This is a genomic window from Actinorhabdospora filicis, assembly GCF_030269765.1.
GTDB lineage: Bacteria > Actinomycetota > Actinomycetes > Mycobacteriales > Micromonosporaceae > Actinorhabdospora > Actinorhabdospora filicis.
Genome location: NZ_BSTX01000001.1, coordinates 1,149,648 through 1,170,819 on the forward strand (window position 1 = coordinate 1,149,648; position 21,172 = coordinate 1,170,819).

At 72.2% G+C, this 21,172-nt stretch carries 22 protein-coding genes; 9 read left to right on the top strand and 13 right to left on the bottom strand.

What is annotated here, in order from left to right; genetic code table 11:
- Positions 1–15 precede the first annotated feature (15 nt).
- Positions 16–1,965, bottom strand: coding sequence for an acetoacetate--CoA ligase (locus QSK10_RS05310; RefSeq protein WP_285661449.1), 1,950 nt, complete (start codon positions 1,963–1,965; stop codon positions 16–18).
- A 135-nt stretch (positions 1,966–2,100) separates the two neighbouring features.
- Positions 2,101–2,274, bottom strand: coding sequence for a hypothetical protein (locus QSK10_RS05315; protein ID WP_285661450.1), 174 nt, complete (start codon positions 2,272–2,274; stop codon positions 2,101–2,103).
- Positions 2,275–2,433: 159 nt separating this feature from the next.
- On the opposite strand from QSK10_RS05315, the gene QSK10_RS05320 reads away from it, so the two are divergent.
- Positions 2,434–2,745: a hypothetical protein gene (locus QSK10_RS05320; protein WP_285661451.1), complete on the top strand. Its 312-nt coding sequence runs from the start codon at positions 2,434–2,436 to the stop codon at positions 2,743–2,745.
- 3 nt (positions 2,746–2,748) lie between these two features.
- Here QSK10_RS05320 and QSK10_RS05325 read toward each other — a convergent pair whose 3' ends face one another.
- The 3 genes from QSK10_RS05325 to QSK10_RS05335 all read right to left on the bottom strand — a co-directional run bounded on the left by QSK10_RS05325 (position 2,749) and on the right by QSK10_RS05335 (position 4,920).
- Positions 2,749–3,444: an anti-sigma factor family protein gene (locus QSK10_RS05325; protein ID WP_285661453.1), complete on the bottom strand. Its 696-nt coding sequence runs from the start codon at positions 3,442–3,444 to the stop codon at positions 2,749–2,751.
- Entirely contained in the window at positions 3,441–3,941 is a 501-nt protein-coding gene (locus QSK10_RS05330; RefSeq protein WP_349497685.1) for a sigma-70 family RNA polymerase sigma factor, read from the bottom strand. The genes QSK10_RS05325 and QSK10_RS05330 overlap by 4 nt, the downstream gene beginning before the upstream one ends.
- 103 nt (positions 3,942–4,044) lie before the next feature.
- Positions 4,045–4,920 (bottom strand): DUF1996 domain-containing protein, encoded by an 876-nt coding sequence (locus QSK10_RS05335; RefSeq protein ID WP_285661455.1) that lies wholly within the window; start codon positions 4,918–4,920, stop codon positions 4,045–4,047.
- A gap of 133 nt (positions 4,921–5,053) precedes the next feature.
- On the opposite strand from QSK10_RS05335, the gene QSK10_RS05340 reads away from it, so the two are divergent.
- The 3 genes from QSK10_RS05340 to QSK10_RS05350 all read left to right on the top strand — a co-directional run bounded on the left by QSK10_RS05340 (position 5,054) and on the right by QSK10_RS05350 (position 8,955).
- Complete coding sequence (locus QSK10_RS05340) at positions 5,054–5,893, top strand: SCO0930 family lipoprotein (protein ID WP_285661456.1); 840 nt, start codon at positions 5,054–5,056, stop codon at positions 5,891–5,893.
- Between the two features lie 67 nt (positions 5,894–5,960).
- The gene (locus QSK10_RS05345; RefSeq protein ID WP_285661457.1) at positions 5,961–7,979 is read left to right on the top strand and encodes a caspase, EACC1-associated type; all 2,019 of its coding nucleotides are present in this window, start codon (positions 5,961–5,963) and stop codon (positions 7,977–7,979) included.
- A 118-nt stretch (positions 7,980–8,097) separates the two neighbouring features.
- Positions 8,098–8,955: an alpha/beta fold hydrolase gene (locus QSK10_RS05350; protein WP_285661458.1), complete on the top strand. Its 858-nt coding sequence runs from the start codon at positions 8,098–8,100 to the stop codon at positions 8,953–8,955.
- On the opposite strand, the gene QSK10_RS05355 is transcribed toward QSK10_RS05350, so the two are convergent.
- From QSK10_RS05355 to QSK10_RS05365, 3 genes are all read right to left on the bottom strand, one after another.
- The gene (locus QSK10_RS05355; protein ID WP_285661459.1) at positions 8,945–9,373 is read right to left on the bottom strand and encodes a hypothetical protein; all 429 of its coding nucleotides are present in this window, start codon (positions 9,371–9,373) and stop codon (positions 8,945–8,947) included. The two genes, QSK10_RS05350 and QSK10_RS05355, sit on opposite strands and share 11 nt — an antisense overlap.
- Entirely contained in the window at positions 9,370–10,296 is a 927-nt protein-coding gene (locus tag QSK10_RS05360; protein ID WP_285661460.1) for a hypothetical protein, read from the bottom strand. The genes QSK10_RS05355 and QSK10_RS05360 overlap by 4 nt, the downstream gene beginning before the upstream one ends.
- 122 nt (positions 10,297–10,418) lie before the next feature.
- Complete coding sequence (locus tag QSK10_RS05365) at positions 10,419–11,393, bottom strand: hypothetical protein (protein ID WP_285661461.1); 975 nt, start codon at positions 11,391–11,393, stop codon at positions 10,419–10,421.
- Between the two features lie 266 nt (positions 11,394–11,659).
- Here QSK10_RS05365 and QSK10_RS05370 point away from each other — a divergent pair, with 266 nt between their 5' ends.
- Complete coding sequence (locus QSK10_RS05370) at positions 11,660–14,830, top strand: S8 family peptidase (protein ID WP_285661462.1); 3,171 nt, start codon at positions 11,660–11,662, stop codon at positions 14,828–14,830.
- Between the two features lie 139 nt (positions 14,831–14,969).
- Positions 14,970–15,152, top strand: coding sequence for a hypothetical protein (locus tag QSK10_RS05375; RefSeq protein ID WP_285661463.1), 183 nt, complete (start codon positions 14,970–14,972; stop codon positions 15,150–15,152).
- Positions 15,153–15,171: 19 nt separating this feature from the next.
- Here the strand turns inward: QSK10_RS05375 and QSK10_RS05380 are convergent, their stop codons facing one another.
- The 5 genes from QSK10_RS05380 to QSK10_RS05400 form a co-directional block, all read right to left on the bottom strand.
- The gene (locus tag QSK10_RS05380) at positions 15,172–15,717 is read right to left on the bottom strand and encodes a hypothetical protein (protein ID WP_285661464.1); all 546 of its coding nucleotides are present in this window, start codon (positions 15,715–15,717) and stop codon (positions 15,172–15,174) included.
- On the bottom strand, positions 15,714–16,754 hold the full coding sequence (locus tag QSK10_RS05385) for a WXG100 family type VII secretion target (RefSeq protein WP_285661465.1): 1,041 nt from the start codon (positions 16,752–16,754) through the stop codon (positions 15,714–15,716). Before QSK10_RS05385 ends, QSK10_RS05380 begins: the two co-directional genes overlap by 4 nt.
- The gene (locus QSK10_RS05390; RefSeq protein ID WP_285661466.1) at positions 16,751–17,074 is read right to left on the bottom strand and encodes a hypothetical protein; all 324 of its coding nucleotides are present in this window, start codon (positions 17,072–17,074) and stop codon (positions 16,751–16,753) included. The genes QSK10_RS05385 and QSK10_RS05390 overlap by 4 nt, the downstream gene beginning before the upstream one ends.
- Positions 17,071–17,496, bottom strand: a complete 426-nt coding sequence (locus QSK10_RS05395) for a YbaB/EbfC family nucleoid-associated protein (protein ID WP_285661467.1) — start codon at positions 17,494–17,496, stop codon at positions 17,071–17,073. The genes QSK10_RS05390 and QSK10_RS05395 overlap by 4 nt, the downstream gene beginning before the upstream one ends.
- Positions 17,497–17,592: 96 nt before the next feature.
- A complete protein-coding gene (locus QSK10_RS05400; RefSeq protein ID WP_285661468.1) occupies positions 17,593–18,060 on the bottom strand; it encodes an SRPBCC domain-containing protein in 468 nt (155 codons plus the stop codon).
- Between the two features lie 88 nt (positions 18,061–18,148).
- Between QSK10_RS05400 and QSK10_RS05405 the strand changes: the two genes are divergently transcribed.
- Genes QSK10_RS05405 through QSK10_RS05415 form a run of 3 tightly spaced genes read left to right on the top strand, consistent with a single transcriptional unit; the run spans position 18,149 to position 21,095 of the window.
- A complete protein-coding gene (locus QSK10_RS05405; protein ID WP_285661469.1) occupies positions 18,149–19,519 on the top strand; it encodes a serine hydrolase domain-containing protein in 1,371 nt (456 codons plus the stop codon).
- Positions 19,516–20,451 carry a sensor histidine kinase gene (locus QSK10_RS05410; protein WP_285661470.1) on the top strand — a complete coding sequence of 312 codons (936 nt, stop codon included), beginning with the start codon at positions 19,516–19,518 and terminating at the stop codon, positions 20,449–20,451. The genes QSK10_RS05405 and QSK10_RS05410 overlap by 4 nt, the downstream gene beginning before the upstream one ends.
- The gene (locus QSK10_RS05415) at positions 20,448–21,095 is read left to right on the top strand and encodes a response regulator (RefSeq protein WP_285661471.1); all 648 of its coding nucleotides are present in this window, start codon (positions 20,448–20,450) and stop codon (positions 21,093–21,095) included. Before QSK10_RS05410 ends, QSK10_RS05415 begins: the two co-directional genes overlap by 4 nt.
- Positions 21,096–21,172: the final 77 nt, after the last annotated feature.

Sequence of the window (21,172 nt, forward strand, 5' to 3'; positions counted from 1 at the left end):
CAGCGGTGACGGGCTTCACTCCACATTCACCGCGAAGGCCAGGTACGCACCCAGCGACTCCGGATTGGCCAGCGCGCCCTCCGCGGCGGCCTTCTCGATCGGCGTCCCGGTGAGGATGCGCTTGACCGGCACCTCCAGTTTCTTGCCGGAGAGGGTCTTGGGGACCGATGGGACGGCGTGGATCTCGTCGGGCACGTGCCGCGGCGAGAGGCTGGTGCGCAGCTCGGTGCGGATGCGCTTGACGAGGTCGGCACCGAAGGCCACGCCCGGCGCGGGGACCACGAACAGCAGCAGGCGGCCGGCGCCGCCCTCGTCGTCCTCCAGGTGCACCACCAGCGAGTCGGCGACCTCGGGCAGGCCTTCGGTGACCGAGTAGAACTCGGCGGTGCCCAGGCGCACGCCACCGCGGTTGAGGGTGGCGTCGGAGCGCCCGGTGATGACGCAGGTGCCCTCTTCGGACACCGTGATCCAGTCGCCGTGCCGCCACACCCCCGGGTAGACCGAGAAGTAGGCCTCGCGGTAGCGGGAGCCGTCCTCGTCGCCCCAGAACCCGACGGGCATGGACGGCATGGGCGAGGTGATGACCAGCTCGCCCTGCTCGCCGATGACGGGCTTGCCGTCCGGCCCGTAGGCCTCGACCCGGGAACCCAGGCAGCGGCAGGTGATCTCGCCCTCGGTGACCGGCAGGATCGGCACGCCGCCCACGAAGCCGGTGCACACGTCGGTCCCGCCCGACAGCGAGGACAGCACCACGTCGGAGCCGATCGCCTCGTAGACGTAGCGGAAGCCCTCCGGCGGCAGGGGCGCGCCGGTGGAGCCGACCCCGCGCAGCTTCGACAGGTCGGCGATCTCGTTGGGGACGAGGCCGCCCTTGCGGCAGGCCAGCAGGTAGGGCGCCGAGGTGCCGAAGTAGGTCATCCCGGACTCCTCGGCCAGCCGCCACAACCGGGTCAGGTCGGGGGCGCCGGGATTGCCGTCGTACATCACGATCGCCGAACCCACCGCGATGGCCGAGACCAGGTAGTTCCACATCATCCAGCCGGTGGTGGAGAACCAGAAGAACCGGTCGCCGGGACCCAGGTCGTGGTGCAGGGCCAGCATCTTCAGGTGCTCCAGCAGGATGCCGCCGTGCCCGTGCACGATCGGCTTCGGCAGGCCCGTGGTCCCCGAGGAGTACAGGACGTACAGGGGGTGCGCGAACGGCACTGGCGCGAACTCCAGGGGCGCGTCCTCGGCCAGGAAGTCCTCCCAGGCGACCGTGTCGTCCAGCGCTCCACCGACATAGGGGACGTGGACGACGGTGGTCAGCGAGGGCAGCGCCCGCCGGATCGCGGCGACCTCGTCGCGCCGGTCGATGGTCTTGTCGCCGTAGGCGTAGCCGTCAACGGTGACCAGCACCGACGGGGCGATCTGCGTCCAGCGGTCGGTGACGCTGCGGGTGCCGAACTCGGGCGCGCAGCTGGAGAAGATCGCGCCCAGGCTCGCGGTGGCCAGCAGCAGCACCAGCGCCTCCGGCACGTTCGGGAGGTAGGCCGCGACGCGGTCGCCCTCGCCCACGCCCGCCCGGACCAGGCCCGCGCGGCAGCGCGCCACCTTGTCCCGCAGCTCGCCGAGGGTCAGCACGACCGGCTCGCGGGCGTCGGAGTAGCCGAAGACCACCGGGTCGTCCTCGCCCACGCCCGGCGCGCGCAGCACCCGCTCGGCGTAGTTGAGGCGCGCCCCCGGGTACCAGCCCGCGCCCGGCATCTCCGCCGGGTTCAGCGAGTCGCCGGAGCGCTCGCCGACCTCGAAGTGGTCCCAGACGGAGTCCCAGAAGCCGGGCAGGTCGGTGGTCGACCACTCCCAGAGGGAGGCGTAATCGCCGAAGTCGTGGCCGCGCTCGGCGCGCAGCCAGTCCATGTACCGCCCGATGCGGCTGTCCTTCAGCGCCTCCGGGCCGGGTGACCACAACTTCGCTCGCGCCATCTCAGTCCTCCCACGGCAATGTCCTCGGTGACACTGCCCTCAACGACACCGTGACCGGAGGCCATCCTGCCATCCGGCGGTAACGGAACGGCAGGGGTGAGGGCGGCCCGGCGGGCGACCGGGCCGCCGGGCACGTCAGGGGCAGCCGCAGGACGGGTTGCAGTGCGAGCCGTGGTAGCAGCAGACCCGGTCGTAACCGCCGGGGCATGCGTGCGGATAGGTCTGGCAGCTGGGGCAGGCGCCGGCGTGCGAGCGCGGGACCAGACGGTCGAGGGTGGCGTCGGCTAACCGGCGAACGAGGCGTGACATGGGCTTCTCCTCTGCGAGAATCCGTTGGCTTCGGATTCAGGCTAGGAATCTCGCCGGGCGCACAGGGGGCGCGTATGCGGTCGCGTATGCGCTCGTGGACCTGGACTTTCGCACACCAGTTTGATGCAATACCGAAAGCGAACGGCGAAAGGTGCAGTCATGACCGACCCCGAGACCTACTACGCCGATCTGGCCGACGAGTACCTCGCCCGCGAGGACGTCGCGCCCGGCCGGTCCCTGCAGAGCCGGACCCTGACGGTGGCCGGGAAGATCTTCGCCTTCCTCAAGTCGGGACGCCTGGTGGTCAAGGTCCCCGCCGCCCGGGCCGCCGAGCTCGTCGCCGGTGGCGCCGAGCCGTTCTCCTCCGGCGGGCGGGTGACGCGCGAGTGGGTGGCCATCGAGGACCCGCCCGCGTGGGCGGCGGCGATGGCCGAGGCCTACGAGTACGCCACCGGCTCCACCCGGCCCTGAGCCTCACATCGGCAGGCTGACGAAGACCTTCCCGTCGGTGTTCACGATCTCCACCGCGGTCACCTCGCCCGGCGGGACCAGCGCGGCCCCGTCGAGGGTGACGCCGTCCTTGGCGCCCTTCGCGCCCACCAGCCAGCTCCCGGCCTCCTCGCGCAGGCCGTCGGCGCCGACCACGATGATCCGGCACTCCTCGCCCTGCGGGATGCCGCTGACGGCGAGGTTCAGGCGCACCCAGCCGTCGGCGGGGGTCATCGCGACGGTGAGGCGGGCGCCGGTGACGGGGTCGACGGCGGTCCCGAAGCGGGTGCCCTCGGCCGGTGGGGCGGCGGTTACCTGCGGCACCGCCTCGGCCGGCGCCGGAACCGTGGACCGTCCGAAGAGGACACCGCCGACGGCGATGGCCAGCACGCCCACGATCGCGGCGGCGAGGGTGAACATGCGGCGGCTCAGCGCGCCCCGCTCGCTTTCGCGGCGGGCGCTGGCGAGGGTGGCGTCCAGGACGTGAGGGGCGTCCGGCGGACCGGACAGGAAGGCCTCCGGCGGCACCTCGTCGAGCATGTCCCTCACCTCCTCCAGATCGCGCGCCTCGGCGCGGCATCGCTCGCATGTGGACAAATGGGTCTCGATCCGGGCGCGCTCCTGCGGATCGAGGACGCCGAGGACGTACGCGCCGAGCTGGGGCGCCTCGTGCTCGCTCATGCGGCTCCTTCCAGCGCGGCCGGGCCCGGCCCGAAACGGTCGCGCAGCTTGCGCAGCGCGTGATGGGAGCGGGACTTCACCGTCCCCGGCGGTATCCCGAGCGCCTCGGCGGTCTCGGTGACGCTGCGGCCCCGCAGGTACAGCTCCACCAGCACCGTACGGTGATCGTCGGAGAGGGTCTGGAGCGCCTGGTAGGCCAGCATCGAGTCGACCACGTTCTGCGCGTGATCGGCCTCGACCGGCGTGACGGTCTCGGTCTCCGGGGCCTCGGCCGGTCGTGCCCGGCCCGCCCGGAAGCGGTCGGTCATGATGTTGCGCGCGACGGTGAACAGCCACGAGCGCATGGAGCCCTCACCACTGGCCAGGGACTCGGCGTTGCGCCAGGCGCGCAGCAGCGTCTCCTGGAGCACGTCCTCGGCGGCCGCCCGGTCGCCGGTGATCCGGGTCGCGTAGGCGAGCAGCGCGTGACCGTGCTCCTCGTAGAGCGAGCGGATCAGCGCCTCGCCGCCGGCCCGTTCCCTTTTGCGCGGCCAGAATCCAGCCATCCGGGTTCCTCCTCGTCGCACTCGCACCCCATCACGGACGCGCGGCCGGAACGGTTCACCGCCGCTCGCCCGCATTGAGCGTCCGCACGATCTCGGCCATCAGTTCCGCCGGGACCACCAGGACGGCGTCGGCGTGATCGGCGGCGGCGCTGTTGGCCTCCTCGGGGAAGGTGTCGACGGTGAAGGGCCCGTCGCCGAGGTCGTAGGACACCACCAGGCGCAGCTGCGGCACCGCGAAGGTGCCCTTCTGGCACACGCCGTTGGCCGCCGGGTAGGTCAGGTGCGCGCGATGGTCGGGGCTGTCGGCGCGGCGGCCGTCCCAGCAGCTCGGGAAGTCGTGCACGCGCATGACGGCCGCGCCCTCCGGGCAGGCCGGGTAGCGGTTGGTGACCCGGTCGGCGAAGCCCTCGCACGTCCAGCTCGGCCGGGCGAAGGCGCCGCCGGAGCTGACCGCCTTGGCGTTCCCGGCCAGCATCCGGGTGAACATCGGCGGCGCGATGACCGGCGCGGCCGCGTTGCCGCGCCACTGGAGCTCCACTCTGGACGGTGTGACGACCTCGCCGTCGTGCGGATCGCCGGTGCGCAGGACCGGCCAGTAGTAGGCCGACTTGTCGCCGTCGCCGCAGGTCGTGGACGCCGCCAGCAGCGAGGCCTCGGTGGAGCCGGCGCCGGTGGAGGTGTTCCCGACGTACTCGTGCAGGTGATGCGCCGCCCCGGGCTGCCCCGGGCTGGTGATCATGTTGTCCCCGTTGCGGTGGTCACCGCCGGTGCCGCAGTCGAAGGAGTAGGTCCCCGTGGACGCGCCCGGCAACGCCACCGGGACCGGCATCGGATCCACATCGGACATGTCCGTGCCGCCCGCGCCGCACGCGGCGAGCGTGAACAGCAACGACACCACCGATACCGCCCGCACGAGCCCGCCGTTCCGCATCGCCACAGGCTATCGGCGTCGGGCCCGGGCGAAAAATCCCGCGGGATTTCTTAGAACCGATCCGCCACGGCGTCCGTGAAAGGGGATGTGCCGCACGCGACCACATCCACACCATAAGAGGGGAAAGATCCCGATGAGGAAACCGCTGATCGCCATCGCGGCCGCCGCGCTGCTGCTCGGCCTGGCCGCCTGCGGAACCGCCAAGGCGCCCGACACCACGCCCGCCGGGAACGAGAAGGCCGCCGACGCGCTGGCCACCGTCACCGACCCGGTGCTCGGCGACCTCGTCGTCGACGACGAGGGCTACGTCCTCTACCGCTTCGACGCCGACGCCTCGGAGCCGCCGAAGTCGAACTGCTCGGGCGAATGCGCCGTCAAGTGGCCGCCGAGCCCCGCCGTGGACGCCGCCAAGCTCACCGGCATCGACCCCGCGATCCTCGGGTCCTTCACCCGCGAGGACGGCTCGAAGCAGGCGATGCTGTCCAACTACCTGCTCTACCGCTTCGCCGGTGACAGCGCGCCCGGCCAGACCAACGGCCAGGGCGTCGGCGGCAAGTGGTGGGCGGTCAAGCCCGACGGCAAGCGCGCCGGAAAGGCGCCCGCGGCCAACGGTCCACTGAAGACGATCGACGACCCGCGCCTGGGCACCATCGTGGTCGACTCCGAGGGCTTCGTCCTCTACCGGCACAAGGGCGACACCGACGACCCGATGGCCTCCACCTGCAACGGCGAATGCGCCGCGGCCTGGCCCCCGGTCGGTGAGATCTCCACCGACGCCAGTGGCGTGAAGGCCCGCATCACCAGCTTCAAGCGCGCCGACGGGACCGTCCAGTCGTCCCTGGACTGCTGGCCGCTCTACCGCTTCGCCAAGGACACCAAGCCGGGCGAGGTCACCGGGCACGGCGGAGCCAACGGCACGTTCTTCGCGGTCACGCCGGACGGGAAGTTCGCCAACGGCGGGAAGCCGCTGTAGGCCGAGAGTTCAGGCGCCCCCGGTTCGCCGGGGGCGCCTTTTCGCGCGCGGGCGGGAGAATGGCGGGATGTACCCGCTGGACGAGTTCCGCTTCGACGCGCGCGGCCGGGAGATCATCGAGGGGGCGAACCTGCTGGTCGATGAGGAACCGGCGACGAAGCGCGCCATCCGGCCGGTGGACCTGCTGGACGCGCTCGTGCACGCGCTCTTCGAGCAGCACGCACCCGACTCCCACGCGGCCGGGGCCTTCGAGCTGGCGCGGGTCGACACCGACGAGGTCTTCCACGGCACGAGTGCCCGGCTGAGCAGGGGCGAGGGCGGCAAGGTCCCGGACCACCCGCTGAAACCGGCCGCGGGGCGCCTCCTTGCCAACGCCCGAGAGGCGGCCCACGCGCGCGGCGACGCGCTGATCACGCCCGAGTACCTGCTCATGGCGCTCCTGCGCGACGCCGACGGCCCGAGGATGGCCGGCCGGGCCTTCACCCGCACCAATGGCGGGCCGATGGTCCCGGAGCAGGTCCTCGGCACGCTGATCGAACTCATGGGCCCCCACCCCCTCGGCCGCGATCTCACCGCCGAGGCCCTCGCCCCCGGCAACGCGCCCATCGTCGCCCGCGAAGCCGAGGTGCGGCGCATCCTGGAGATCCTGGCCCGCCGCACCCGCAACAACCCCATCGTCATCGGCGATTCCGGCACCGGCAAGGTCCCGATCGTGGCCGCCGTCGCCGCCGCGATCGCCGACCGGACCGCTCCCCCGGTCCTGCACGGCAAACCGCTGTTCCTGGTGGAGTGGCGACGCGTCACCGACCCCCTGGACCTGTTCCGGCGGGCCGGGGTCGCGGGGGCGATCCTGTGCATCTCCGACGCCGACTGGTTCCTGAACCTGCGCACCCGCGATCCGCACGACCCGGTCCTGTCGGCCTTCTGGACCCTGGTGGTCTCCGGCGAGCTGCGCGTCATCCTGACCCTGCGGCCCGGCGACGCCGACAGCCTGGTCGCGCCCGGGGCCACATTGGACAACCACTTCCAGCTCGTCGCGGTCCCCGAGGCCACCGTGGAGCAGACCGCGCGGATCCTGCGCGCCCGGCGGACCGTCCACGAGGACCACCACCGCATCACCGTCCCCGACGAGCTGATCCCCGTCGTCGCCGACCTCGCCGACCGCTACGTCCCGCGCCGGGCGCTCCCGGCCAAGGCCACCGACCTGCTGGACGAGGCGGGCGCACGCGTTCGGATGCGCGACACCCGCGCCGAGCACGTCGAGCTGACCCGGGCGGACGTCCTGGACGCGGTCGCGGCCCTGTCGGGCGTCCCGGTCGACGAGATCGACCGCGAGCCGGGCTCCGGCGCGACGACCCTGCGCCCGGGCCTGGAGACGCGGCTGCCGCGGCCGGACGAGTCGGTGGCGATCCTGGTGGGCAGCGCGTCCTATGAGGACCCGCGGCTGCCGGAGATCCCCGCGGTCTCGGCGAACCTGACCGAGCTGCGGCGGCGCTTCGACGGCGTCTTCGGCCGGGTCAGGACCTTCGCCGACCCGCCGCTGAGCGACCTGCGCGCGATCGTGGCCGCCGCGAAGGAGGCCACCGACACCGTACTGTTCTACTTCGCCGGGCACGGGCTCCGGCAGCCCGACGGGAGCCTCTACCTCGCCCTCCCCGGCACCGATCACGAGCAGCAGCGCTTCACGAGCCTCGCCTACGCCGACATCCGGGCGATGCTCGCCGAATCGCCCGCGCTCCGGAAACTGGTGATCCTCGACTGCTGCTACTCCGGGGTGGCCACCGAGACGATGGGCGATCCCGTCCCCGGCGCCGAACTGGAGATCGAGGGCACGCACATCCTCACCGCCGCCTCCTCCACCCGGCTCGCCCACGCGCCGGGCACCAGCCGCCACACCGGTTTCACGGGCGCGCTGCTGGACGTCCTGCGCGAGGGCGTGGACAACGGGCACCGGCTGATCCGGGTCGCCGACCTGTACGCGCCACTGCGGCGGAGGCTGATCACCGACGGCCTGCCCGAGCCCCGCCAGCTGGGCACGGACACCATCGGCCACCTCGCCATCGCCCACAATCCCTTTGGCAGATAGGTCCTTTCGCCAGGTTGGTCCCGTTGGAGATGGGACCCGCGTCACTCTTCCCGGCCTCCGCTTCCCCGACACCACTTCTAATGGTTAACTAACGCCGTAACCATTAGAAGGAGTCGTCATGGCCGTCCCCCGCATCGCCCACCGCCGCGTCACCGTCGACGGGGTCGAGGTCTTCTACCGCGAGTCCCTCCCCGGCCGGCCCGACGCGCCCGCCCTGTTGCTGCTGCACGGATTCCCGTCCGCCTCGCACCAGTACCGGCGGCTCATGGACGCCCTCGGCGACGACTACCGCGTCATCGCCCCCGACTACCCCGGCTTCGGGCACACCGAGGCACCCGAGGGCTTCGAGTACACCTTCGACCGGCTCGCCGACGTCGTCGAGGGCTTCCTGGAGGCCATCGACCTGCGCCGCTTCGCCATGTACGTCTTCGACTTCGGCGCGCCCGTAGGCTTCCGCGTCGCCGAGCGCCACCCGGAGTGGATCGAGCGGCTCATCGTCCAAAATGGAAACGCCTACGAGGACGGCCTCTCGCCCCAGGCCCGCGACTTCATCGCGCTGCGCCCCGAACAGCCCGGCGCCGAGGAGATCATCCGCGGCCTGCTCACCCTCGAAGGCACCCGGAGCCAGTACGAGGGCGGGGTCGCCGACGCCTCCCTCATCGCCCCGGACGGCTGGACCCTCGACCAGCACTTCCTCGACCTGCCCGGCCGCAAGGAGGCGCAGCTCGCGCTCGCCTACGACTACCACTCCAATGTGGAGCGCTACCCGGCCTGGCAGGCGTGGCTGCGCAAGCACACCCCGCCCACGCTGATCGTGTGGGGCCGCCACGACATGTTCTTCCCGGAGCCGGGCGCGCACGCCTACCTCCGCGACCTCCCGGACGCCGAGCTGCACGTCCTCGACACCGGCCACTTCGCCCTGGAGGACGGCCTGCACGAGATCGCGCCGCTGATCGAGGACTTCCTCAGCCGCTGATCGCGCCCTCGGCCCGCACCTTGATCACATCGTCCCCGTACTCCACGGTCACCCGGTAGGCGTCCAGGGGCGAGAGCCGGTAGAACGGCCCCACCGGGACCGGCACCGTCAGGCTCTCCCCCGGCGCCAGGGCGACCTTCGGGCGCAGGATCGGCGTCGCCCACGTCTCCAGGGCCTCACGCCGGACCTCCTCACCGTCCACATCGGTCACCGTGATCGTCAGGTAGCCGTAGGACATCAGCAGCGAGGCGCGGTAGGCGGCGGTGGAGAAGGGCCAGCCCGAGCGGGGCGAGGGGTGGCCGAAGTCGGGATTGAGCAGCTCCACCGGCTCGCCCGAGGCGTTCTCCACGCGCAGGACGACGGCCAGCTCGCCCTCGACGTCACCCGGCCCGACCGTGGCCTTCAGGTCACCGCTCATGACGGGTTCTTGTATCGGGCCCAGGAGACCGTGCCGCCGCTGCTCGCGCCGGGTCCCGTGGGCGCGCCGACCGGGCCGCCGGCGGCGGTGCCGTGATAGGCGACGACGGCGTTGACGCAGGCGGTCAGGAACGCCGAGGCGATCTCGTCGGGCGTCCCGCCCATCGCCGCCCACAGGGCCGCGGTGGCGTCGTTGGCGGTGGCGCCGTGGAACTTGGTGCCCGCCGCCTTCGCCTGGACGAGCTTGGCGTCCCAGGCGCCGATGGTGGCGTCGAAGGCGGCCTTGTGGTCGGTGGCGTGCTTGTCCTCGTGACGGCGGTTCGCCTTGAACATGTGGTCGTCGGTGGGGTCGCCCAGGGCCCGGAAAGTGGTGTCGCCCGCGCCGGCGAGGTCCTTGGCCAGCGCCGGGACGACCGCGCGCACCGCGGCCTTGCCCGCCTTGTGCCGCCACGGGCCCTTCGCCAGGACCGTCTCGTCGAAGCTGCCGGTGTTGTTGCCGATGGCCTCCACCTCCGCGTCGAATCCGCCGCCACCGGCGGCCTGCGTCTTGATCGTGGGCTTGGCCAGCGCGCCCCGCACGGCCGCCTCCGACCAGAACTGCGTGCCGTTCAGGCTCGGCCAGGTGACACCGACGGCCGCGCCGGTGATCACGCACTTGGCCAGGTTGTTCACCTCGTGCACCGCGCCGTTGGCCCAGGTCACCGCCCGCTGCACCGGCAGGTCCTCCTCGCTGCCCTCGACGCCCTGGCCGGGCTTGCCGCCGCAGCGCTGCACGAACCGCGTCACCGCCTGGTTTCCGGCGGTCCGCTGGAGCGCGGCGAGGCCGTCGCGGGTCATCAGCCCGGACAGCGCGAGCTCGTGCTCCTCGGGCCGTTTGCGCGCGGCCGCCTCGCCGGAGCGCGCTCTGGGAACGTACAGGCGCATGACGGACACCTCCCCCCGATTCCATGGTGACAAGGTCATCGGGTGCGGCGATGCCCTTTCGGGCAGTCTTTGGTCTTCGGTGGCGGGCCCCGCCACCGGCGAGCGGCGGGGCCCACACGACGTCAGGGCTTGTAGCCGATGACGGACGCGTTGTACAGCGAGACCGGGACGACCGAGTGCTGGTAGGCGTTGCCCTCCCAGTCGTAGCGGGTGACGTCGCCGATGGTCGCGTCGAGGTTGGTGCCGTCGGCCAGCGGGAGGGTGATCCCGGGCGAGTCGGCGGTCCGCTCGAAGTAGACCTCGCCCGAGGTCACGTCGACCGAGACCTCGCAGTACTGCGGACGCCAGGAGTTCGGGTCGAGCGTGGTGACGCAGGCCCGCGAGCCCTCCCGGCCCATGGCGACGATGTCGGTGACGCCCCGCTCGGCGCCGCGCGCCTTGAGGGCCGCGCTGACGTTCGGGAACGTCGTGACGGTGCCGTTCGGGGCGACGCGGGCGAACTCGAAGTCGAAGCCGGCGACCATGTTCACGTCGTAGCCTCCGGCGGGGTTCACCGAGGGCTTGAAGGGCTGGCAGCCCGGCAGGGTCGTCGTGGCGATCACCTTCGCGGTGGCCACCTCGATCCAGTTCAGGTTCCGGCCGTTCAGAACGCCGACCACGGACTTGCCGTCGGGCGCCCATTCGGGGGACGCGCACGGTCCGCCGTTCTGGACGAGGTCGCGGTAGACGACCTTGTCGGTGCCCTTGACAAGGTCGCGGACGACCAGGTTCTGCTTGGGGTAGGCGCTGCCCTTGGTGTAGTAGGCGAGGTGGCGCCCGTCGCCGGAGACCGTGGCGAGCCCGGTGCTCCCGCCGCCGGGCATGGTGAAGACTGGCTTCGGAGTCGCGCCGACGCTGGGCTGGAAGGCGTACACCGTGTCGTTCAGGGAGTAGTAGATCGTCCCGGGCACCTGGCCGAGCGCCTCGACCGCCCGCTCACCGGCGGAGGCGGTCCCGGCGGTCCCGGCCTGGACGAGCCCGGTCGCGCCGGTGGCGAGGGCCGCGGCCACCAGCAGCGAGGCGGCGGCCTTTCGAACGGACTTACGGGACTTCATCATGGTTCGCACTTGGGCATGCCCTTTCAGTTGGTAACCGACGATGTCCAATACGCCTCGAAGATCGATTTCGGTTGCACCGGGGTCCACAGGGGATGATCGTGCGACCTGGGCGTCCATGATCGACGGTCCACAGGGGATTCAGTGAATGGAACTCCGCGGGGAGGAGCAGACCCGCCCGCGACCGGTGACGTCCGGCGCCTACATCGGCGAACGCGCGTTTTCGCCGGCCCCCCACGTCCGGCCCGGGGCTGGCAGCATCGCCCGGCATGAAACACCAACGGGGAAAGAACACCAGACGCGGCCTGGCCGCGATCGGGGCGGCGGTCCTGGCCGCCGCGCTGATCCCGGCGCAGCAGGCCGCCGCCGATCCGCCCGCCGCCGCGCCACCGAAGGACGGGCGCCCGCACACCGTCTCCCTCATCACCGGCGACCGGGTCACCGTCGACGCCGACGGGCGGCTGACCTTCCGGCCCGGCGCGGGCCGCGAGGGCATCGGCCACCGCACGGTCACCTCGAAGGACGGCACGCTCGTGCTGCCCGACGACGCCGCCGCGCTGGTCGCCTCCGGCACCGTCGAGCGGCGGCTCTTCGACGTCACCGGGCTCATCGAGGACGGTTTCGCCGACCGGGCCACGCTGCCGCTCATCGTCGCCGGTGGCGGGTCGGCCCGCATGGCCGCCGAGGGAACCGCGCTGGAGAGCATCGGCGCCACCGCGACCACGCCGTCCGACCTGGGCGGCTGGTGGGCGGGCCTGGCCTCGGCCCGCCGGGCCACGGCCGTCGAGCACGTCTGGCTGGACGCGCCGGGGAGGCTCTCGCTCGACGTGAGCGTCCCGCAGGTGAGCGCGCCCACCGCCTGGCAGGCCGGTTACGACGGGACGGGCGTCACGATCGCCGTCCTCGACACCGGTTACGACCCCACCCATCCCGACCTGGCCGGGCGCGTCGCGAAGGCCCGCGACTTCACCGGCACCTCACCGGAGGCCGTCGACGGCTACGGGCACGGGACGCACGTGGCGTCCATCCTGGCCGGTACCGGCGCCGCCTCCGAGGGCCGCTACAAGGGCGTCGCGCCCGGCGCGTCGCTGCTGATCGGCAAGGTCTGCGACGACCTCGGCCGCTGCCCGATGTCGAAGGTGATCGAGGCGATGGAGTGGGCCGCCGACGAGGGCGCCACGGCCATCAGCATGAGCCTGGGCTGGCCGGTCTGGCCCGGCGAGGTCAGTCCGGTGGCCCTGGCCTCCGACGCCGTCAGCGAGCGCACCGGGACCCTCGTGGTGGCCGCCGCCGGAAACGACGGCTACGACGCCTCCGTGGAGGCGCCCGCGCTGGCGGATTCGGCGCTGGCGGTGGGTTCGGTGACCAAGTCCGATGAGTACTCGGAGTTCTCCAGCCGGGGACCGCGCGAGAGCGACCGGGCCGCCAAGCCCGACATCGCCGCGCCCGGCTCCGGCATCACCGCCGCCCGCGCCGCCGGGACCCCGGGCGAGGGCCCGTACGCCGCGCACAGCGGGACGTCGATGGCCACGCCGCACGTGGCCGGGGCGGTGGCGCTGCTCAAGCAGCGGCACCCGGACTGGTCCGGCCCGCGCCTGAAGGCCGCGCTGATGAACTCGGCGAAGGTCCTGGACGGGCAGACCGCCTACCAGCAGGGCGCCGGGCGGCTGGACGTCGCGCGCGCCTTCGCGCAGGACCTCACCGTCGACGGCTCGGTTAGCTTCGCGTACACCAACTTCCCCGCGCCCGCCGAGCCGAAGGTCAAGACCGTCACCTACACCAACGACGGCGACGCCGAGGTCACCCTGAACCTGGCCACGACCGGCCCAAGTGGACTGTTCACAGTGGACACCGCCACCGTGACGGTTCCGGCCAAGGGCACCGCGACGGTGGACGTCTCGCTGCACCCGGGCGCGTTCCCGGGCGGCGGCGACTTCCCCGGGAGCCTGGTCGCCACGGGCGGCGGCATCGCCGTCCACACCGTGCTGACCGCGTCGATGGAGCGGGAGGCCTACGAGCTCACCGTCTCCGCGACACCCCGGGCCGGCGAGGACCACACCGGCTCCCGCATGCTCGGGTACAACCCCGACACCGACGAGACCATCTGGTTCAGCGTCGGGGCCGACGGGACCGGCACCGCCCGGGTCGCGCCCGGCCGCTACATCCTCGTGGGCGGCTTCGAGTCGAGCGCGCCGGGCGAGGACCTGCCGCGCATGACCTTCACCGGGCGCGACGTCACCGTCACCGCCGACAGGCACGAGGTCTTCGACTTGGGCCGGGCCGTCGAGGCCGACATCGACGCCACCGACCGCACCGACGAGACCGCGCTGGACCTGAACAGCTCCATCGGGATCGGCACGCCGGGCGGCGGAGGTATCAACGCCGTCGACAGCGGGCGCTGGAGCCGGTACTTCACGCTGGCCGAGCCCGCCCCCGCCGGTCTGGAGACCGACTGGTCGGTGTCCACGGCCCTCATCGCACCCGGGGTCTACTACGACCTGGCCACCCGGGCGGACTGGGTGCCGCGGCGGCTCGACCTGGCCTACGCCGACGCCGAGCTGGCCCGCACCCTCGACGTCTACGAGGCGCAGGCCGCCGGGACGGTGACGGGCACGCGATCCGACACCCGGCCCGATGTCGAGGCGTTCCCCGTCATCCGGCCGGTGACCCTGCCGTCCACCGAGACCGGGTACCACGTGCCGGGCACCTGGCGTGTCTCCCTGGAGATCAACCCGGACGACTTCGATCAGCGCGAGTACGAGTTCCGGCCCTACACCGCCGTGGCCGGTGCCACGACGCGGGAGCGCTGGAACGCGGCCCCGCTCTCCCCGGCCTTCGAGGCCCACCCGTACCGCTACGCCGACAACGCCTTCATGTTCCGCATGATGATGTTCTCCGGGCCCCTGGGCCTGCGGGCGAGCAGCGACGGAACGACCACGAGCGTCACGCTCGACGGGAAGCCGCTGGCGGTCGACGCGCGGGGCACCTATTTCGAGGTGCCGGAGGGCACCGCCGGGCGCTTCGAGGTCACCTTCGACACCACGCGCGACTTCGACTGGTCGGGGATCGGGAAGCGGTCGGTCAACAAGTGGGCCTTCGACAGCGCGCCCACGAAGTACACCGATCTGCCGGTCTCCTCGGTCCGCCTCAACACCACCGGCGTCCGGGACGGCTACGCCTCGGCGCTGCTGCCGCAGTTGGTGACGCTCACCGAAGAGCACACCGCCGCCAAGCCGAAGACCACCTCGCTCACCTTCGAGGTGTCCTACGACGACGGCCGGAGCTGGACGAAGGTCCCGGTCGTGCGGGCCGGGAACAGCGCCTACGCCGTCCTGATCCACCCGAGGGGCGCGACCTCGGTGTCCACCCGGATGTCCACGGTGGACGCCGGTGGCAACACCTCGGAGCAGACGATGATCCGCTCCTACGCCCTGCGCTGAGCGATCCCCGGGCCCCGGCCACCCGGCCGGGGCCCGAGGTCACTGAATGACGGGGTATGGATCAAGGGCCGACGGACCCTCCACTCTGGACGGATCCCGCGGTGACACCCGGTCACCGCGCCCGCCCCAGGAGTGACACATGAAGAGGCTGACCACCATCACCGACCGCCTGCTGTCCCGGTTCGTCCCGGAGCGCACCGCCTCCGCCGACTGCTGGTGGAACACGTACTACATCTGCGACGGCGGCCCGAAGTACCTCTGCCGCCGCAACAGCTGCACCGGCGAGGAGATCTGCGAGCTGCGTCCCGGCTGGTGCTGGTGACCGGTAGCCGGAACTGATCTCACTTCCGGCGCTTGAACACCGGACGCGCTCCCGGCCTCGGCCCACCCGGCGCCGGGCGCGCGTCCCCGCCCCTCCGGAACGGCTCGGCGCCCAGCCAGCGGCGGCCCGACCAGCGCCAGAAACCGAGCATGACGACCACACCGACGGCGAACACGCCCACCGTGACCAGCCCGGAGCGGCGCGGATAGGACTCGGTGTAGACCCGCCCGTACTTCTCCGAGGCGCCCCGGCCGGTGTCGGTGCGGCGCTGGACGCGGACCTCGCCCTCCAGGTCGGTGGTGGAGGCGACCTCGACGTCCTCCTCCCAGCCCTTGTCCCACACCACGTGCGCGCGGCAGGTGTAGGACGGCCCGAACAGCGCCGGCTCGCAGCCCCCGATCCGGGCCACGCCCGACAGGCGCGCGTAGTCCTGGGCCGAGCCGAAGCCCTCGGCCACGGTCATGCCCGGCCACACCACGGCCGCGCCCAGCGCGGCGCCGCCGAGGATGACGGCGAGCGCGCGCCATCCCCGGCGGGATGTACGGGGCGTCTTGCGGCGGCTCACTTCTTGTTCGCGCCGTCCTCGTACTGGCCGTCCTTGTAGCTCTTGGCGCTTTCCTTGGTGGCGCGCGAGTACGGGGACTCGGCCACCGCCTGGGGGACGTCGCCGAGGGCGTTGTTGACCTGCGCGATGGTGCCGTTGGGGCGGGTGAGCTTGGCCAGCGGCGAGTTGGCCCGGGAGAAGTTCATGTCCCGGATCCACTTGAGGCGCCCGTTCGACTTGACCGCCCGGTTGGACCAGTTGTGGATGTTCTGGGCGCGCTGGTTGAGTTTCTTGGCGACGGTGGCGCCCTTCTCGCCCAGGACGCTGAAGCGCTGCACGAAGCGGCGGATGCTCTGCAGGAGCTTGGCCATGCGCTCGGCGACGCGGCTGGCGGTGACGGTGGCGTCCACGCCGAGGCTGGTGAAGAAGGCGGCGATGGATCCGCCGAAGGTGACCGCGGCCGAGGCGGCGGCCAGGATCGCGTTGGTGATGACCCGGCTGATGAAGGAGGCGATGATGTCGAAGACGATGGCGCGGACGGTGGCCACGACCATCCCGGCGATGGCCACGCCCTGCCCGACGTCGTCGGAGTGCCCGGCCAGGGCGCGCAGGCCGTTGATGTAGTCCTTGGCGTTGGCGCGGTACTTCTCGGCGGCCTCCCCGGCCCAGCCGGAGATGCCGCCGAGGGACTGCTCGTAGCGGTCGGCGACACCGGCGACGTACTGGGCGATGTTGGCCCAGGTCTTGGACACCGCGGTGATCGCGCCGGGGTCGCCGGTGAGCATCTCCAGCGGCTCGCGGATCCACGACACGTGTTCCATGACCCAGCCGACGCCGGCCTTGATCAGCTCGCCGAGCGGGTTCATGGCCATCGCCAGGACGTCCAGGCCCACGGCGAGACCGTCGACGCTCATGCTGAGCCAGTCGGTCTTGCCGTCGCCGATGTCCTTCCACATGTTCATGCCGCTGTCGAGCAGGCCCGCGCCCGCGTACTGCGAGGGGCCTTCGTTCTGGGCGATCATGGGCCCGGCGGGCCCGATCGTGGCCTCGCCGGTCATCGCAGCATCCCGTCGGAGTTGGCGCTGTCGAACATGTCCTTGATGGCCTCTTCGGAGGCGATGTAGCACTCGTTGTTGGACTTGATGCCGTTGTGGAAGGCGCCGGCCAGTTCGGCGGCGTCACCGATGAGGTCGGCGGCGTTGCCCAGGCACAGTTCCAGGATCGGCGGCACCAGGAACTGGAGGAACAGGCCGTAGGCCTCGGTCCCGCCGTAGCCGACCTGTTTCGCTGTCTGCTTGGCGCGTTCCATGTCGCCCTTGATGCCTTCGAGGACGGTGGCGTGCGCGGTCAGTTCCTCGGGTTTGACGTTGAAGCTCATCGGTTGTACCTCCACGCGTCCGTGTCGCCGTCATCGCCGTCCTCGGACTCCGGCCGCGGCACGACGCTGCGCACGAAGTCCATCGACTGCGAATCGGCGCCCAGATGCTCGGACATGATGTCCATCATTCGTTCCGAGCCGCGCCGCTGCGCGTCCCGGTAAACGCTCATGATCAATTCCGACAACTGCGTCGCCGTCAGGTTCAGCGCCCTCGGGGACAGCGATACCGACAGCAGCGCGCCGGACGGGTTGACCGCCAGGTTCACCAGCTCACCGCGGTCGCTCGCCTCGATCCGGGCACCGGCCAGATCGGTGCTCATCCGCTCGCCCTGCTCCCGCAGCTTCGCGATGCGCTCGTCCTGCTTGCGCATCCACTCGTCGGGGTCCAGGAGCTCGCGGTTCAATCCACTGAGCTCGTCCATAACTGAGGGGTGTCTCTTTCACGTCAAGGTCCGTAAGTGCGACACACCTTAACGGATATCCGCAATGCCGACCGCCGTCAATTGCGCGGCCCCAGATCACCGCGCCAGCGCGTGATCGAGGCGGTTCAGCAGGAGCGGAATGCTGCCCTCCTGGTGCCGGGCGTCGCGTTCGCCGTCCCCGTCGAATCCGGTGAGCGCGTACTGCTCGGTGTAGGACAGCGCCGTCCCGCCGTCCACTGCGGACAGTTCAATGGTGACCAGCGCGGCCTGTCTGCGCACACCCTGCACGGCCAGGCCGTAGGCGAACACGATGCGCTCGCCGGGGACCAGGTCCAGGTAGCGCGAGGAGTACTCGATCAGCTCGCGCTCGGCGTCGGGGGTGAAGGCGCCGCTGGCGGTCTCGCCGCCGCCGACGCGGTAGTCGATCTCGTGCCCGAGCGAGCCGGGGATCCGGAACCAGTCCAGCCGCAGCGGCGGGCCGAAGGCGGCGAAGACCTCCGCCGGGGTCGCGGCCACGACGCGGGTGTGGGTGACCTGTCCGTGGCGCACGCGGGAGCTCGTCATGATCGCAACCTACCCCCGACTTTCGTCAGGGGTGGGTGCTGCCTTTCGCCCCATGTCCGGCGACCTGCCGGTTCATAGATTTCAGGGCATGAAGATCACCCGCATCGCCGCCACCGCCGCCCTCACCGGGGCGCTCCTGCTGCCGGGCGCCGCGTCCGCCGCGCCCTCACCGTCCCTGACCCCCGAGGCCATCGACGCCTTCGCCCGGGAGCAGCTGGACGCCTCCGGCCTGCCGGGTCTGTCCCTTGTGGTCACCAGGGACGGTGAGGTCGTCCACGCCGCCGGTTACGGCGAGGGGATCAGCGCCGACTCGCCGATGCGGGTGGCCTCGGTGTCGAAGTCCTTCACCGCGCTGGCCGTGCTGGAGCTGGCCGAGGACGGCCGGGTCGCCCTGGACGCGCCGCTGGCCGCGCAGCTGCCCGGCTTCGCCATGGACGACCCCCGCGCCGCCGCGATCACCCCGCGACACCTGCTCAACCAGACCTCCGGCATCTCCGACACCGGCGTCGACATCGCCGACGCCAACGCCGCGCCCGACCTGGCGTCCTTTGTGGACCGGCTGGCCGACGACCACCTGGTAGCCGACCCGGGCGCCGGGTTCGCCTACACCAACGTCAATTACGACCTGCTCGCCCGGCTGATCGAGGTGGCCTCCGGGCGGTCCTACCCCGAGTACATGGCGGCCGAGGTCTTCGGCCCGCTCGGCATGACCGGCACCGCCGTCACCCGCGAGGCCCCGCCCGGGCACATCCACCTCTTCGGCACCTGGCCGCGGGCGGGGGAACTGTTCGAGAAGCGCTACCTGGGCGGGTCCGGCGACGTCGTCACCACCGCCGCCGACATGGGCAGGTGGCTGATCATGCAGTCCGGGCACGGACCGGCCCTGATCGCCCCCGAGTCCCTGGCCCTCATGCACACCCCCGCCCCCGGCACCGATTACGCGATGGGCTGGGGCGTCAACCCCGACGGCACCCTGGAGCACGCCGGGAACCTGTTCACCTACACCGCCGACCAGCTCATCGACCCCGAGACCGGCCTGGGCATCGCCGTCATGGCCAACAGCTCGGCGATCTACGACGAATCGCACGTGGTCGTGGACGGCCTGCGCGCCCTCGCCGAGGGCCGCGCCCCCGAGACCGGCGGCGGCCTGTGGACCACCGAGCTCGTGATCGCCGCGCTGCTGCTGGCCGCCGCCGGGCTGGGCGTCCTGGGCGTCCTGCGGTCGCGGCGCTGGGCCGGGCGCGCCAAGCGCAAGGCGCTGCGGCTGTCGCCGCTGGTCCTGCCGGTCGCGCTGCTGGCCGCCTACCCCTCACTGCTGGAGCTCTTGATGCGCCGGGACGTGACCTGGGCGCAGTGCTGGTACCGGGCGCCCTCGGTGATGCTGCTGCTCATCACCGGCGCGGCCGCCGCCCTGGCCGTCGCCGCCGCCCGGGTCGCGCGGGTAGCCTTCCGCCGATGATCAGCTTCCTCGCGCTGCTGCTCACCGCGGGCCTGAGCCAGTGGAACGGGCTCGGCTACGGCGGCAGCGCGCCGGTATGGCGGGTGGCCCTCACCGTCCTCCTCGCGATCGCCGCCTACTACCTCGGGCGGCGATCGCCGAACCCCCGCGACCACTGGGCGCTCTGGACGGCCGGTGCCCTCTCCGGGCTCCTCGCCCTGATCGACCCCTGGCACGTGTTCACCGCCCTGGCCGTCCTCGGCGTCCTGGTCACCCTCCCCTGGCTCGCCGGGCGCTTCCGCCGCCAGCAGGCCGAGCTGGTCTCCGCCGGGCGCGACCGCGTCGCCGCCCTGGAGCGCGAGCGGGCCCTCATCGCCGCCGAGGCCCGCCTGCGCGAGCGCGAGCGCATCGCCGCCGACACGCACGACTCCCTCGGCCACGAGCTGGCCCTGCTCGCCCTGCGCGCCGGGCTGCTGGAGCTGGCGCCGGACCTACCGCGGGAGCACCGGGCATCCGTCGCCGACCTACGCGCCGCCGCCGGTCGCGCCACCGAGAGCCTGCGCGAGACGATCGGGCTGCTGCGGGCCGAGAGCGAGCCGCTGACGCCGGTCGACGAGCCGATCGCCGACCTCGTGGAGCGGGCCCGCGCGGCGGGCCTGGCCGTGGCGTTCACCGCGACGGGCGCGCCGGTGGCGTCCCGGGCCGCGCACCGCGTCGTCCAGGAGGCCCTCACCAACGCCGCCAAGCACGCGCCGGGCGCGCCGGTGACGGTGAGCGTGACGGCGTCGGCGGTGGAGGTCGCCAACCCCGTCACCGGCGCCTCCCCGGCCGTCTCGGGCGGGCGCGGGCTCATCGGCCTCGACGAACGCGTCCGCCTCGCCGGCGGCTCCCTGCGCGCCGCCGCCGAGGGCGGCGTCTTCACCGTCCGCGCGACGTTCCCGGAGGCGGCGTGATCCGCGTACTGCTCGCCGATGACGAGCACATGATCCGGGCGGGCGTCCGCGCGATCCTGTCCACCGACCCCGGCATCGAGGTCGTCGCCGAGGCCGCCGACGGCCGCGAGGCCATCGACCTGGCCCTCGCCCACCGGCCCGACATCGCGCTGCTGGACATCCGCATGCCCCGCCTCGACGGCCTGTCCGCCGCCGCCGAACTCCGCCGCGTCCTGCCCGAGACCGCCGTGGTCATGCTGACCACCTTCGGCGAGGACGAGCACGTCCACCGCGCGCTCGCCGAGGGCGCCGACGGCTTCCTGCTCAAGGCCGGCGACCCCCGCGAGCTGCTCACCGGCGTCCACGCCGTCGCCGGGGGCGGCGCGTACCTGTCGCCCTCGGTGGCCAAGCGCGTCCTCGGCCGCCTCGGCCCCGAGCGCCTGTCCCGCGCCGAGGAGGCCCGGCGGCTCGTGGACGCCCTCACCCCGCGCGAGCGCGAGGTGCTGGCCCTGCTGGCGCGGGGCCTGCCGAACGCCGAGATCGGGCGGCGGCTGTTCCTGGTGGAGGGCACGGTGAAGGCGCACGTGAGCGCGATCCTGGTGAAGCTGGGGGTGGACAACCGGGTGCGCGCGGCGATCGTGGGGCACGAGGCGGGGCTGGGCTAGCGTGCCATCGCGAAAAAGTCCCATTCACCCTTTATCCTCACCGACGAACGATTCGTCTTTCGCCCTGAGGAGCCCCC